General features: G+C 66.1%; 11 protein-coding genes and 1 pseudogene. 4 read left to right on the top strand and 8 right to left on the bottom strand.

Annotated features, from left to right (window positions below):
• The 4 genes and pseudogenes from RMO40_RS02330 to RMO40_RS02315 all read left to right on the top strand — a co-directional run.
• A pseudogene (locus tag RMO40_RS02330) lies at window positions 1–184 on the top strand (porin); the annotation flags it as partial.
• Between the two features lie 105 nt (window positions 185–289).
• Window positions 290–1909, top strand: a complete 1620-nt coding sequence (locus RMO40_RS02325; RefSeq protein WP_309715727.1) for a gamma-glutamyltransferase family protein — start codon at window positions 290–292, stop codon at window positions 1907–1909.
• 68 nt (window positions 1910–1977) lie between these two features.
• Window positions 1978–2829, top strand: a complete 852-nt coding sequence (locus RMO40_RS02320) for an EamA family transporter (protein WP_309715724.1) — start codon at window positions 1978–1980, stop codon at window positions 2827–2829.
• A gap of 3 nt (window positions 2830–2832) precedes the next feature.
• Window positions 2833–3612: an SDR family oxidoreductase gene (locus RMO40_RS02315; protein WP_309715721.1), complete on the top strand. Its 780-nt coding sequence runs from the start codon at window positions 2833–2835 to the stop codon at window positions 3610–3612.
• Here RMO40_RS02315 and RMO40_RS02310 read toward each other — a convergent pair.
• The 8 genes from RMO40_RS02310 to RMO40_RS02275 form a co-directional block, all read right to left on the bottom strand.
• Window positions 3594–5951, bottom strand: coding sequence for a response regulator (locus tag RMO40_RS02310; protein WP_309715718.1), 2358 nt, complete (start codon window positions 5949–5951; stop codon window positions 3594–3596). The genes RMO40_RS02315 and RMO40_RS02310 overlap by 19 nt on opposite strands.
• A 13-nt stretch (window positions 5952–5964) precedes the next feature.
• Window positions 5965–6888 (bottom strand): EamA family transporter, encoded by a 924-nt coding sequence (locus RMO40_RS02305; RefSeq protein ID WP_309715715.1) that lies wholly within the window; start codon window positions 6886–6888, stop codon window positions 5965–5967.
• A gap of 26 nt (window positions 6889–6914) precedes the next feature.
• Complete coding sequence (rimA, locus tag RMO40_RS02300) at window positions 6915–7724, bottom strand: S6 modification regulatory phosphodiesterase RimA (RefSeq protein WP_309715712.1); 810 nt, start codon at window positions 7722–7724, stop codon at window positions 6915–6917.
• Between the two features lie 170 nt (window positions 7725–7894).
• On the bottom strand, window positions 7895–8995 hold the full coding sequence (locus tag RMO40_RS02295) for a BMP family ABC transporter substrate-binding protein (protein ID WP_309715710.1): 1101 nt from the start codon (window positions 8993–8995) through the stop codon (window positions 7895–7897).
• 182 nt (window positions 8996–9177) lie between these two features.
• Window positions 9178–9711, bottom strand: a complete 534-nt coding sequence (locus RMO40_RS02290) for a DapH/DapD/GlmU-related protein (protein WP_309715705.1) — start codon at window positions 9709–9711, stop codon at window positions 9178–9180.
• 142 nt (window positions 9712–9853) lie between these two features.
• Entirely contained in the window at window positions 9854–10906 is a 1053-nt protein-coding gene (locus tag RMO40_RS02285) for an adenosine deaminase (protein WP_309715702.1), read from the bottom strand.
• Window positions 10906–11892 carry a Rieske 2Fe-2S domain-containing protein gene (locus RMO40_RS02280; protein ID WP_309715699.1) on the bottom strand — a complete coding sequence of 329 codons (987 nt, stop codon included), beginning with the start codon at window positions 11890–11892 and terminating at the stop codon, window positions 10906–10908. The genes RMO40_RS02285 and RMO40_RS02280 overlap by 1 nt, the downstream gene beginning before the upstream one ends.
• Window positions 11893–11952: 60 nt before the next feature.
• Window positions 11953–13110: a BMP family ABC transporter substrate-binding protein gene (locus RMO40_RS02275; protein WP_309715695.1), complete on the bottom strand. Its 1158-nt coding sequence runs from the start codon at window positions 13108–13110 to the stop codon at window positions 11953–11955.
• Window positions 13111–13183: the final 73 nt, after the last annotated feature.

Genomic DNA, 13183 nt, shown 5'->3' with positions numbered 1-13183 from the left:
GGTTCATCAGGCCGCGGCCACGTACCAGTACAACCTGTCCAAGCGGACGGCGATGTACGGGACGGTGTCCTGGCTCGACAACAAGAACAACAACTCCTCGATCGGCCTGGCTGGCGGCAACGGCACGCCGGGTGCCGGCGGCACGTCGAAGGGCTTCGAGCTCGGCGTGCGTCACTTCTTCTGATCCGTCGCTCGCTTCGGCGAGCGTTGGATTCGAATCGAAAGGCCGCCTCCGGGCGGCCTTTTTTGTTTCGGACTAACCTTGCGGGTCGTGACCCGAGGAACCCCCATGACCCACGCTTTCGACTGGACCGCCGGCTACCCCACCCAGCGTCTGCCCATCTTCGGGCGCAATATCGTCTCCACCTCTCACCCGCTGGCCGCACAAGCGGGCCTGCGCATGATGCTCAAGGGCGGCAATGCGGTCGATGCGGCGATCGCTGCCGCCGCCGCCATGACCATCGTCGAGCCGGTGAGCAACGGTCTCGGGTCTGATTCCTTCTGCATCTTGTGGGACGGCCACCAACTGCACGGCCTCAACGCCTCGGGCCGCGCCCCCAAGGCCTGGACGCCCGAATACTTCAAGAAAAAGTACGGCGCAGACACGAAGACGCCGCCTGTGCGCGGCTGGGACAGCGTCACCGTGCCGGGCGCCGTCGCCAGCTGGGTGGCCTTGAGCGAGCGCTTCGGCAAGCTGCCGTTTGCCGACCTGCTGGAGCCCGCCATCGAGATCGCCGAGCGCGGCTACGCCATGCCGGTGGTGGTGCAGCAGAAGTGGGCTGCGGCCGTGCCCTTGCTGCTTGATCAACCGGGGTTTGCCGAGGCCTTCATGCCACGCGGGCGCGCGCCCAACGTGGGCGAGCTGTTTCGCTTTGCCGAAGCCGCCAGGTCGCTCAAGCTGATTGCGCAGAGCAAGGGCGCGGCCTACTACGGCGGCGAGATAGCCGAGGCTGCGGCCCAGCATGCGCGCAGCCATGGCGGCGCCATCACAGTGGAAGATTTCGCCGCGTATCAACCCGAGTGGGTCACGCCTTTGGCCAAGAACTATGCGGGCCACACGCTGCACGAGATCCCGCCCAACGGGCAGGGCATCTCGGCGCTGATGGCGCTGGGCATCTTGTCGAATTTCGACCTCGCGTCGATGCAGGTCGATGGCGTCGATTCGCAGCACCTGCAGATCGAGGCCATGAAGCTCGCCTTCGCCGACATCTACCGCTACGTGGGCGAACCGGGGAGCATGGAAGTCACCGCCGACCAGCTGCTCGACGACGCCTACCTCGCCTCGCGCGCCAAGCTGATCGACATGAAGCGCGCACAAGACTTCGGTGCCGGCAACCCGGTGAAGGGCGGCACCATCTACCTGACCGCCGCCGACGAGAGCGGCATGATGGTCAGCTTCATCCAGAGCAACTACATGGGCTTTGGCTCGGGCATCGTGGTGCCGGGTTACGGCGTGTCGATGCAGAACCGCGGCCACGCCTTCAACCTCGATGCGAAGAGCGCCAACGGCGTGAGGCCGGGCAAGCGGCCTTTCCACACCATCATTCCCGCCTTCCTCACCAAAGACGGAAAGCCCGTGATGAGCTACGGCGTGATGGGCGCCAACATGCAGCCGCAAGGCCACATGCAGACGCTGGTGCGCATGCTCGACTACAAGCAGAACCCGCAGGCGGCCTGCGACGCGCCGCGCTGGCGCTTCAACCAGGGCCTGGAGATCAACGTCGAGAGTGCGATGAACCCGGCCACCGTGCAAGGCCTGGCCGAGCGCGGCCACGTGATGGAAGTAATCCAGGACTCCTACCAGGACTTCGGCGCAGGCCAGTTCATCTGGCGCCTGGGCGACCCCGCTGTCGAAGGTTATGTGGCCGCGAGCGACCCGCGCCGCGACGGGCAGGCGGTGGCGTTCTGAGCATCGGGTCTTCTTCCGCAGCGGCCGCCCAGGCGGCGGCTCAGCGCGCGTTGTGGCCGGGCTTTGTGATGGCCGTGCTCGGGGCCGTGGCCTTCTCGGGCAAGGCCATCATCGTGAAGCTGGCTTACCGCCACGGGGTCGATGCGGTCACGCTGATCATGTACCGCATGCTGTTTGCGCTGCCGATGTTTCTGCTGCTGTCGTGGTGGTCGGGGCGCGGCAAGCCTGCGTTGACACGGCGCGATTGGATGGTGGTCAGCGGCCTGGGTTTCAGCGGCTACTACCTGGCGAGCTTTCTCGACTTTGCCGGGCTGCAATACATCACCGCCGGGCTGGAGCGGCTGATCCTGTACCTCAACCCCACGCTCGTACTAGCGCTGGGCGTGGTGTTGTTCCAGCAGAAGGTCACGCGCCGGCAGTTGATCTCGCTGGCGGTGAGTTACTGCGGCGTGCTGCTGGTGTTCGGCCACGAGGTCACGCTGCTCGGCCGCGACGTGGCGCTCGGTGCGGCGCTCGTGTTCGCGAGCATGGTGAGCTACGCGCTCTACCTCGTCTACAGCGGTGAAGAGGTCAAGCGCCTGGGCGCGCTGCGCCTCACCGGCATCGCCACCTCGATTGCGTGTGTGCTGTGCATTGCGCAGTTCTTCGTGCTGCGCCCAGTGTCGGCCATGGCGGTGGCGCCTGAGGTGATCTGGCTCTCGGTGCTCAACGCCACGCTGTGCACCTTCTGCCCCGTGCTGCTGGTCATGATGGCGATCGAGCGCATCGGCGCACCGATGACCACGCAGGTCGGCATGTTCGGGCCGCTGTCGACGATTCTGATGGGCGTGGTGATCCTCGGTGAGCCGTTCACGGCGTGGATAGCGGCCGGCACGGTATTGGTTCTTGCGGGCATCTGGTTGCTCGCCAAATGGAGATAGATCATGGACATGGGAATTCAAGGCAAGTGGGCGCTGGTGTGTGCGGCCAGCAAGGGCTTGGGCAAAGGTTGTGCACAGGCGCTGGTGAAAGAGGGCGTCAACGTGGTGATCACCGCGCGTGGCGCCGAGGCGCTGGAGGCCACGGCCGCCGAGTTGCGTGCCTTCGACGGCGGCGAGGTGCGTGCGGTGGTGGGTGACATCACTACGCCCGAAGGCCGCGCTGCTGCGCTGGCGGCTTGCCCGCAGATCGACATCCTCATCAACAACGCGGGCGGCCCTCCGCCGGGGGACTTTCGCGACTGGGGGCGTGACGCCTGGATCAAGGCGCTCGACGCCAACATGCTCACGCCCATCGAGCTGATGAAGGCCGTGGTCGACCCGATGATGGCGCGTGGCTTCGGGCGCATCGTCAACATCACCTCGGCCGCGGTGAAGGCGCCGATCGACATCCTGGGTTTGTCGAACGGCGCGCGCTCGGGGCTGACCGGCTTCAGCGCTGGCCTGGCCCGCAAGACGGTGCTCAAGAACGTGACCATCAATGGCCTGCTGCCCGGCCCCTTCGACACCGACCGCCTGCGCGTGACGATGGAGGGTGCGGCCAAGCAGAGCGGCCAGAGCATCGAGGCGATCGCCGACGTGCGGCGCAAGCAGAACCCGGCGCAACGCTTCGGCACACCTGAAGAGTTTGGCGCCATGTGCGCCTTCTTGTGCAGCGTGCATGCCGGCTACATCACCGGCCAGAACATCCTGATGGATGGTGGCGCCTACCCCGGCACGTTCTGATCGGCTGAGGACGCGCGGCGCAGGCGCCGCTCGATGGCCTGGACCAGCTGCTCCTGCGTGAAAGGCTTGGGCACGTAGTCGTCCATGCCCGCGGCCAGGCAGGCCTCCACGTCGCCCTTCATGGCGTTGGCGGTGAGCGCGACGATGGGCAGGCGCTTGGCCGGGTCCACGCCGTTGTGGCTCTCGTGCTCGCGCAGGCGGGCGGTGGCTTCGAAGCCGTCGGTGCCCGGCATCAGGCAGTCCATCAACACCAGGTCGAACTGCCCGCCGCGTGCGGCCTCCAGGGCGGCTTCGCCGTCGCCGACCACGTGCACCTCGTAGCCGGCATTGCGCAGCATTTGTGCGGCCACTTCCTGGTTCACCGGGTGGTCTTCGGCCAGCAGGATGCGGGCGCTGCTGCGGGGTGCAGGCCGTTGTGATTCAAGCGGCATGACCGGTGACGCGAGCATCTCGTCGGCCAGCAGGTCGATCAGTGCCCGCCGCAGCTCCAGCTTGCGCACCGGCTTGGAGAGCCAGCGCGACAGCCCCAGCCGGGCCAGGCCCACGCTCGGGATGTCGAGGCCGGCGGAGCTGAGCATGATGATCTTCAGCTCGTCGAGCTTGGCATTGGCGCGGATGCGCTCGCTCAAGGCCAGGCCGTTCATGTCGGGCATGTGCACGTCGAGGATGGCCAGGTCGTGCACCACCGGGCGGTGCTGCATCAGCTCCAGCGCCTGCTGGCCGCTGGTGGCGGTGTCAACCCGCAGGCCCCAGGCCGTGAGCTGGTGGCGAAGGATGTCGAGGTTGGTGTTGTTGTCGTCGACCACCAGCACCTGCAGGCCATGCAGTGCCGAGGCCTCGCGGTCGGTGAGCATGGGCGCTTCGGGCAGCAGGCGCATCGGCAGGGCAAACCAGAACCGCGAGCCTTCGCCGGGCGGGCTTTCGAGCAGCAGCTTGCCGCCCATCATGGCCACCAGCTGGCTCGAGATGGCGAGGCCGAGACCGGTGCCGCCGTGGCGGCGGGTGCGGGTGCCGTCGCCCTGGGTGAAAGCCTCGAACACACGCGCCTGGTCGGCGGGCGAGATGCCTGGGCCGGAGTCCGCGACGGAAAATTCGACCAGCGCCGCGTGGTTGTGCGCGGCGCTCGAGGCCGGCAGCTTGTTGACCGAGATCATCACGTGGCCACGTTCGGTGAACTTGATGGCGTTGCCCAGCAGGTTCATCAGCACCTGGCGCAGGCGGGCGGCGTCTCCATAGGCGCGGATCGGCAAGTCCTGGCCCATCTGGCAGATCACTTCGAGCCCCTTGGCGTGTGCCTGCACCGCCAGCAGCTCGGCCACGTCGTAGGCCACCTCGCAGGGGTTGAAGGGCAGCGACTCCACCTCGAACTTGCCCGACTCGATCTTCGAGAAATCAAGGATGTCGTTGATCACGCCCAGCAAGGCCTGGCCCGAGCGGTGGGCGCTGTCGGCAAAACGGCGCTGCTGGTCGTTGAGCGCGGTGCCCAGCAGCAGCTCGGTCATGCCCAGCACCCCATTCATCGGCGTGCGGATCTCATGGCTCATGTTGGCCAGGAACTGCGACTTGGCCTGGCTGGCCGTTTCGGCAGCGTCCTTGGCGGCTTGCAGCTCCACGGTGTGGCGGGCTTTCTCGGCGGCGGCGCGCTCCATCTGCAAGCGGATGCGAAACCCATACCAGAGCATGCCCAGCGTGACCGCGGCCACCAGCACCAGGCTGAAGAGCTCCAGCCGGCGGTAATGCTCGACCGTGGCGGCCAGGGTGTCGAGTTGCGACTTCTGGATGTTGCGTGCCGCCTGCCCTACGCTTCGAATGCTGTCTTGAATGTGGCCGTAGCTGCGGTCGGCCTCGGCCATGCTGCGTGCGGCTGCATCGACGTTTTGCGCGGTGTATCGGGACAGCGTCTGCTCGGTCTGCACCAGCATGAGCCTGGCGGCTTGTTCGGCACTCTCCAGGCCGTGCAGCATCAGCTCGCGCTCGGCCGGTACGGGGTGGGTGCCGAGCAGTTGACGCGACTGCGCCAGGCGTTCTTTGAAGGACTGCGAAGCGATCTTGAGTCGCTCACGTTCAACCTCGACCTGGCCCGAGGCGAAGATTTCATTGGCCGGCGAGTTGGCGTCACCTGCTGCGCGCCGCAAGTCCGACAGCGAGCCCAGTCGCAGCGCCCACTCGCGGTCGTCTACCAATGACTGCGCAAAACGCGCGTTGACCTGCACACCGAGGTATTGATCGAGCCCCACGATCAGAAGGATCACCAGAGCGGCGAGGCCGTACAGCAGCTGCCAGCTCGCAGGGCGGGTTGCGGTGGGGGAGAGGGCGGTCTCGGCAGGAGGTGTGTGCATGTGCGACCGGGGCTCAGCGCTGGGCTGGCCGAGATGTTACGACGATGCCCGCAGCGATGAGCGCGAACGCCAGCACGTGGTACCAGCGTGGCAGCTCGCCCAGCCAGGCCACCGACAGCACCGCCGCAAACACTGGCGTGAGGTTGTTGAAAAACGCGGCGATCGCCGGCCCCACCGTGGCCACGCCCATGCCCCAGAAGCGATAGGCCAGCACCGAGGGGCCGATGGCCACGTAGGCCAGGGCCAGCAGCACCCAGGGCGACCAGTGGATGGGTGCGGGGTCGACCACCGCCTCGACGCCCGCCGCCGCGCCCGCCCACGCCGCGCCAAACAGCACCTGCACCAGCAGCAGCTCGGCCCAGCCCCAGGGCGGGCGCGCTTCGCCCCGCATGTGAGCCGGCGGGCGCGCGAGCAGCCAGCTGTACCAGGCCCACAGCGCGACGGCCAGCAGCATCAGCAGATCACCGGGCACCAGCCGCAGGCCCAGCAGCACCTCGGTCTGGCCACGCGACAGCACCAGCGCCACACCGGCCAGCGACAAGAGCGCGCCCAGCAACTGGCGGTGTGTGGGGTGCTCGCCATAAAAGAGCGCGCCGACCGCCAGCATCCACAAGGGCATGCTCGACGCGATGAGCGTCACGTTGATGGGGGTGGAGGTCTGCAGCGCGAAGTACTGCATCGCGTTGTAGCAACCCACGCCCAGGAAGCCAAGCAGGGCGAGGTAGGGCCAGCGTGAGCGAACGGCCTGCAGGTCATTGAAGACCCGATGGCCGAGCGGCAGCAGGATCAGCAGCGCCAGCGCCCAGCGCAGCCCGCTCAGGGCCAGCGGTGGCACCGAGCCGACCAGCAAGCGCCCGACCACGGCATTGCCTGCCCACAGCAGCGGAGGCAGGGTCAGGAAGAAGGCGATGCGGGGGGTGAGATGGTGTGGAGCCATTCAGCCAGGGGCCGAGAGCGGGGGCCTCAGCTCGCGCGGACCGGCGGCCACGGGATGGCGTCGATCTGCCCGCAGTTTTCGAACTGCGGCCTGGCGAACAGGTAGCCCTGCATGAGCTTCACGCCCATGTCTTGCAGGCACACACACTCGTCGATGGTTTCGACCCCTTCGGCAAGCAGCCGGATGCCGAGCTCTTCGCAGATGCGTGCCACGCCGCGCACGATGGATTGCCGCGCGGGCAATTGGTCGATGCGGCGCACCAGCTCCATGTCGAGCTTGATGATGTCGGGCTGGAAGTCGGCCAGCAGGTTCAGGCCTGCGTAACCGGCGCCGAAGTCGTCGATGGCGGTCAGGAAGCCGATGCGTTTGTACTCGCGCAGGATCTCGGCCAGCCACTTGCCGTCGTTGACACGCTCGCCCTCCACGGTCTCGAAGATGATGCGGTCGACCGGGAAGTTGTGCTGCTTTGCAGCGTGCAGCGTGGCGCGAATGCACAGCTCGGGCCGGTAGATCGCGTTGGGCATGAAGTTGATCGACAGATGCGTCTGCATGTTCAGCAGCGCAGCGGTCTTGATGGCCTTGGTGCGGCAGGCCTGGTCGAAGCGGTAGCGGTTGGCCTCGTTGACCTGGGAGAGCACGCTGAGCGCGCCTTCCCCGGCGGGGCCGCGCACGAGGGCTTCATGCGCAAAGATCAGCCGCGTCGTGATGTCGACGATGGGCTGATAGGCAAAACTGAATTGAAAACCCAGGCGCTCGCTGGTGCTGCAGTCCCCACAAGCCTCGGTCTCGTCCATCGGAACGAAATCGGAGGGCTGCGCCTGCTGGATGGGGATCATGGGAGGCTCGTTACGTTTGGTCATCAGTCTAACGCGGGCCACTCAAGCTCGCACGATGCAGGGACGGGTGGCCCGCTTGGATCGTTTTCGGCACATGTTGGGCGAGCTTGAACGCCGGCTCCCGCGGGCGTCGCGGGAGCTCGGAAGGTGGTGAGCCCCCTTGCCCTGTCTCAGGGCTTGGGCAGGTTGCCGACCACGCCTTGCACAAACCAGTTCATGCCGGCGAGCGTGGTGTCGTCCATCGTGCCGGTGGCCTGCCGCACTGCGCCGGCGTTGTCGAGCAGCTGGCCCGAGAAGGGGTGAAAGCGACCCGCCACGATGTCGGCCTCACGCTTCTTCACGAGCGACGCCACGTCGGCGGGCACCGAGCTCGAGAAGGGTGCGAGCGCAACGAAGCCGTCTTTCATGCCGCCCCACACCGGCCTGGCTTGCCAGCTGCCCTGGAGCACTGCTTCGGCCACACGGGTGTAGTACGCGCCCCACTGGTGGGTGATGGCGGTGAGTTGCGCATCGGGCGCAAAGCGGCTCATGTCGCTCTGGTAGGCGATCACGCGCACTCCTTTGCTCTTGAAGTGGGCCTGCGCGGTTTGCGGCACGGCGGGTGAGCCGCTGTGGTTGGTCAGCACGTCGGCGCCCTGGTTGATGAGCGTGAGCGCGGCGTCGCGCTCGCGTGCGGGGTCGAACCAGGTGTTGAGCCACAGCACCTTCACCTGCGCCTGCGGGTTGGCCGCGCGCATGCCGAGCGCGAAGGCGTTGATGCCCTGGATCACCTCGGGCACCGGGAAGCCCGCCACATACCCGGCCACGCCGCTCTTGCTGCTCTTGCCCGCCAGCAGGCCGGCCAGGTAGCGCGCCTCGTAGTAGCGCGCGTTGTAGGTGTTGAGGTTCTTGGCGGTCTTGTAGCCGCCAGCGTGTTCGAAGCTGACCTGCGGGAAATCGGCCGCGACGCGCAGCGCCGGGTCGAGGTAGCCGAAGCTGGTGGCAAAGATCAGCGTGTGGCCTTGTGCCACCAGGTCGCGCATCACGCGCTCGGAGTCGGCACCTTCGGCCACGGCTTCGATGGCGGTGGTTTGAACGCGGGCCCCCAGCGCTTTTTCCATCGCCAAACGACCCTGGTTGTGTTGGTAGGTCCAGCCCGCTTCACCGATGGGGCTCACGAACACGAAGCCGACCTTGAGCGGTGGCTTGGCCGGTGGGGACTGTGCGTTGGAAGAGGCGGCCGCAGCCGCGAGCATCGCGGCCAACAGGCCGCGGGCGAGGTTTTTGAACATGGTGTTCCTCTACATGGCCCCGGGTTTGAGGAGAAGGCAAACCGCCTGCGGGGGCACGCAGGCGGTGGGAGTGTGAATTGTCGCAGGCCTGGTCGCTCTGGCACCGGCCTGAGGCGAGGCCGGATGCGTGACGCCTTGTGCATGCGCCGCCGATTTGTGCTGGCCCGCCCGGGCCGCGCGGCTCAGACCAGGGCGAGCAGGCTTCTTTCGGCAGGCGCGTTGCGCGGCTTGATCGTGGCCGGCACGCCCATGGCCACCGAATTCGACGGCACGTCGGTGATCACCACCGCATTCGCACCGATCAGCACGTTATCGCCAATGGTGATTTGCCCCAGCAGCTTGGCGCCGGCGCCGATGTCGACGTTGTTGCCGATCACCGGGGCGCATGGCGACTCCACGTGCCGCAGGCCGATCGACACGCCATTGCGAATGCGGCAGTTGTCTCCGAACTTCGCGTAGCCGCTGACGATGATGCCGCCGAAGTGGTCGATGACGAAGTTACGGCCGACTTCGGCCTCGCACGGCAGGTCAACGCCGGTGATGATCTGGATCAGCTTGTAGACGATCTTGTAGATCAGCGAGAACGCCTTGCGCAGCAGCACCGGCCTCACGCCGTAACGCCAGCGCCCGAAGCGGTAGACCAGCATGACCCAGAAGCCTTGCTCCCACCACTTGCCTTTGTAAGAGCGCAGGTCTGCGCGAATGTTGTCAAACATGGAAGAGGTCTCGGAGCCGTAGGAAAGCCTGAACAGGAGCTGAATCAGGCGGGCGGAGCATACCTCGGGTCACGGGGAAAACGAGTAGGACAACGCCCACACCTTGCAGCGGTCGGGCGATTCTCGAATGGAGGCTGCCTCGTCAGCCGGTGGCAAACACCGCGTCGAGCTGTTTGGCCCAGCGTTGTTTGTCGTCAGCCGGTGCAAAGCTCGCATCAAAGCTGTTGAGCGCCAACTGGTAGGCGTGGCGTGCGGTGAGCTGCGGCAGCGCCTCGAAGGTCTCGACGAAGTTCTGGTTCATGTAGCCGCCAAAGTAGGCCGGGTCGTCGGAGTTGATGGTCACGCACAGGCCGGCTTCCATCAAGGTGGCGAGGTTGTGGTCGGCCAGGGTCTTGAAGACGCACAGCTTCACGTTGGACAGCGGGCACACCGTGAGCGGCATGCGCGCCGCAGCCAGGCGCAGCACCAGGCGTGGGTCTTCGAGGCAACGCACGCCGTGGTCAATGCGCTCGACCTTGAGCAGCTCGATCGCGTCCCAGATGTAGTCGGGCGGGCCTTCTTCGCCGGCATGGGCCACCACGTGCAGGCCGAGCGCGCGGCAACGCTCGAACACACGCTCGAACTTGGCGGGCGGGTTGCCGCGCTCGCCACTGTCAAGCCCCACGCCGACGAACAGGTGGCGCCAGGGCAGCGATTCTTCGAGCGTGGCAAAGGCGGCTTCTTCGCTCAGGTGGCGCAAGAAACACATGACGAGCAAAGAGCTCACGCCCAGCTCGCGCCGGGCCGTTTCGCTGGCGCGCGTGAGGCCCTTGATGACGGTCTCGAAGCTCACGCCACGGTCGGTGTGGGTTTGCGGGTCGAAGAAGAGCTCGGCGTGCACCACGTGGTCGGCCGCGGCGCGGCGGAAGTAGGCCATGGCCATGTCGAAGAAGTCTTCTTCTTTCAGCAGCACGCTGGCACCGGCGTAGTAGATATCGAGAAAACTCTGCAGGTCGGTGAAGGCATAAGCCGCACGCAGGGCCTCGACGCTCGCGTAGGGGATGGAGACCCCGTTCCGCTGGGCCAGCGCGAAGATCAGCTCGGGCTCGAGCGAGCCTTCGATGTGGATGTGCAGCTCGGCCTTGGGCATGGCGCGCAGCAGGTCGGGCAGGCGCTCGCGCGCGATGGTGTTCACGGAGTCGGGGGCGGTGGTCATCAGCACACTCCAAAAGTGATGCCGCGTTCACTCAGAAAGCGGCGGTACGCGGCCGAGCTTCGGTCGGCTGCGCTGTGAACTTCGCCGCCGCCGCTCTGGGGTCGAATGGGCAGCAGCTTGGGGCTTTGCGACTCCAGCACCGGGCGATCTTGCATGAAGATCGTGTCTTGAAAGGCGCGCAGTTCTTCGTCGGTCGAATCGAAATCGGTCAGCGCCACACGAAACCACACGCGGCTGCGCTCTGGCTCTATGGGGCAGATGAAAAGGCCGATCACGTCCTGGTACCCCTCTTGTGACTGCGGCAGCTTGGTCAGCTGCGCCGTGTACGGGCCGGTGACTTCATAGCGGTAGTCGACCAGGCTGCCCGTGGCGGACAGGCGGTTGCTTTGGGGCTGCCAGGCCTGGCAGCCGTTGGCGATGAAACCGTGCGCCGTGGGGTCGATGCGGTAGGCCGCGAGTTGTGTGTGGGCCCGATCGCCCAGCAGGCCTTCGTGCACGAAGCCGAAGTGGGCCAGGTCGAGAAAGTTTTCGACGATGCGTGGCGCACTGGTGTTCACCTCATACGGGCCGCACAGTAGCTTGCGCAGGCGGGCGTCTTGTTCGGCGTCGAAGGCCGGCGGCAGGCTGCGGCTGGCTTGCAGCCGCACCCAGATCAGGCCGTGGGCTTCGTGCGCCTCGTGCGTGCAGGCGGTGTGCGAGGCCGGCGGTGCGAACTCGGGCAGGGCGGGGATCAACTGGCAAGCGCCTTGCGCCGAGAACTGCCAGCCGTGGTACGGGCATTCGATGCGCGATCCGTCATCGGTGTGCAGCACGCGCCCGAGCGACAGCTTGGTGCCACGGTGCGGGCAGCGGTCGGCCCAGGCGTGGGCCTGGCCAAAGTTGTCTCGCCACAGCACCAGGTCTTGCGCGAGCAGGCGAGCGGGCAGCGGCGCATCGGCGAGCGATGCGCTGTCTGCCACGGGGTGCCACAAGGTGGTTTCGATCATGGTTGGTTTGAAAGAACGAAGGCCGCACGCAGCGGCCTTCGAATCATGCCGCGGCGAGTGTTACTTCGCGCCCGGCACCTTGCCTTCAACACCCTTCACGTAGAAGTTGACGCCACCGAGGAACTTGTCGTCTGCGGCTTCGCCCTTCTTGACCACTTCCTTGCCGTCCTGACCGAGGATCGGGCCCTTCCAGATGACGTAACTGCCGTCTTTCAGGCCGGCCTTGATGGTCTCGACCTTGGTCTTGATCTCGGCCGGCACCTTGTCGGAGATCGACACCATGTCGATGGCGCCTTCTTTCACGCCCCACCAGACGCTGCCGGTGGCCCACTTGCCTTCGAGTGCGTCGCCGGTGGCCTTGATGTAGTACGGCGCCCAGTTGATGATGGCCGAGGCGAGGTGGGCTTCAGGCGCGTAGGACGACATGTCGCTGTCCCAGCCGAAGGCCATCTTGCCGGCCTTGGCGGCGGTCTTGAGCACGGCCGAGGAGTCGGTGTTCTGGAACAGCACGTCGGCGCCGCCGTTGATCAGCGACTGCGCGGCTTCGGTTTCCTTCGGGGGATCGAACCACTTGTTGACCCACACCACCTTGGTCTTGACCTTCGGGTTGACCGACTGTGCGCCCAGCGTGAAGCTGTTGATGTTGCGCACCACCTCGGGGATGGGCACCGAGCCCACGATGCCGAGCGTGTTGCTCTTGGTCATGGCGCCGGCGATCACGCCGGCCATGTAGGCACCTTCGTAGGTGCGGCTGTCGTAGGTGCGCATGTTCTCGGCCGTCTTGTAGCCGGTGGCGTGCTCGAACTTCACGTCCTTGGCTTCGGGAGCGACCTTGAGCATCGACTCCATGTAGCCGAAGGTGGTGCCGAAGATCAGCTTGTTGCCCTGGCTGACCATGTCGCGAAACACTCGCTCGGCGTCGGCCGCTTCGGGCACGTTTTCAACGAAGCTCGTGATCACCTTGTCGCCGTATTCCTTTTCGACGGCCTTGCGGGCGTTGTCGTGCGCAAAGGTCCAGCCGCCGTCGCCCACCGGGCCGACGTAGGCAAACGCGATCTTCAGCGGCGCGGGTTTGGCGGGGGCAGAAGCCGCGACCGGGGCAGAGGCCGCAGGTGCCGCAGCCTCTTCTTTCTTGCCACAGCCCACCAGAGCGGCGGTGGCCGCGACGGTGCTCCACCCTGCGATCTTCAGCAGGGCACGTTTTGAGAGTTGGGTCATGTCTTCTCCAGATGAAAGGTCATCGCGAACAGGATTGAGGCGCCCTCGTGAAGCGCACTTCGGATTATCAGCT

The organism is Rhizobacter sp. (assembly GCF_031412075.1).
Classification (GTDB): domain Bacteria; phylum Pseudomonadota; class Gammaproteobacteria; order Burkholderiales; family Burkholderiaceae_C; genus Rhizobacter.
Note: the sequence above shows the minus strand (reverse complement) of the source record. Positions and strands in the feature narration are given on the sequence as shown.

Coding starts and splice junctions, on each gene's coding strand:
- RMO40_RS02310 (WP_309715718.1), bottom strand. CDS start 5,951: ATGCACACACCTCCTGCCGAGACCGCCCTCTCCCCCACCGCAACCCGC.
- RMO40_RS02315 (WP_309715721.1), top strand. CDS start 2,833: ATGGACATGGGAATTCAAGGCAAGTGGGCGCTGGTGTGTGCGGCCAGC.
- RMO40_RS02275 (WP_309715695.1), bottom strand. CDS start 13,110: ATGACCCAACTCTCAAAACGTGCCCTGCTGAAGATCGCAGGGTGGAGC.
- RMO40_RS02280 (WP_309715699.1), bottom strand. CDS start 11,892: ATGATCGAAACCACCTTGTGGCACCCCGTGGCAGACAGCGCATCGCTC.
- rimA (WP_309715712.1), bottom strand. CDS start 7,724: ATGATCCCCATCCAGCAGGCGCAGCCCTCCGATTTCGTTCCGATGGAC.
- RMO40_RS02290 (WP_309715705.1), bottom strand. CDS start 9,711: ATGTTTGACAACATTCGCGCAGACCTGCGCTCTTACAAAGGCAAGTGG.
- RMO40_RS02325 (WP_309715727.1), top strand. CDS start 290: ATGACCCACGCTTTCGACTGGACCGCCGGCTACCCCACCCAGCGTCTG.
- RMO40_RS02295 (WP_309715710.1), bottom strand. CDS start 8,995: ATGTTCAAAAACCTCGCCCGCGGCCTGTTGGCCGCGATGCTCGCGGCT.
- RMO40_RS02305 (WP_309715715.1), bottom strand. CDS start 6,888: ATGGCTCCACACCATCTCACCCCCCGCATCGCCTTCTTCCTGACCCTG.
- RMO40_RS02320 (WP_309715724.1), top strand. CDS start 1,978: ATGGCCGTGCTCGGGGCCGTGGCCTTCTCGGGCAAGGCCATCATCGTG.
- RMO40_RS02285 (WP_309715702.1), bottom strand. CDS start 10,906: ATGACCACCGCCCCCGACTCCGTGAACACCATCGCGCGCGAGCGCCTG.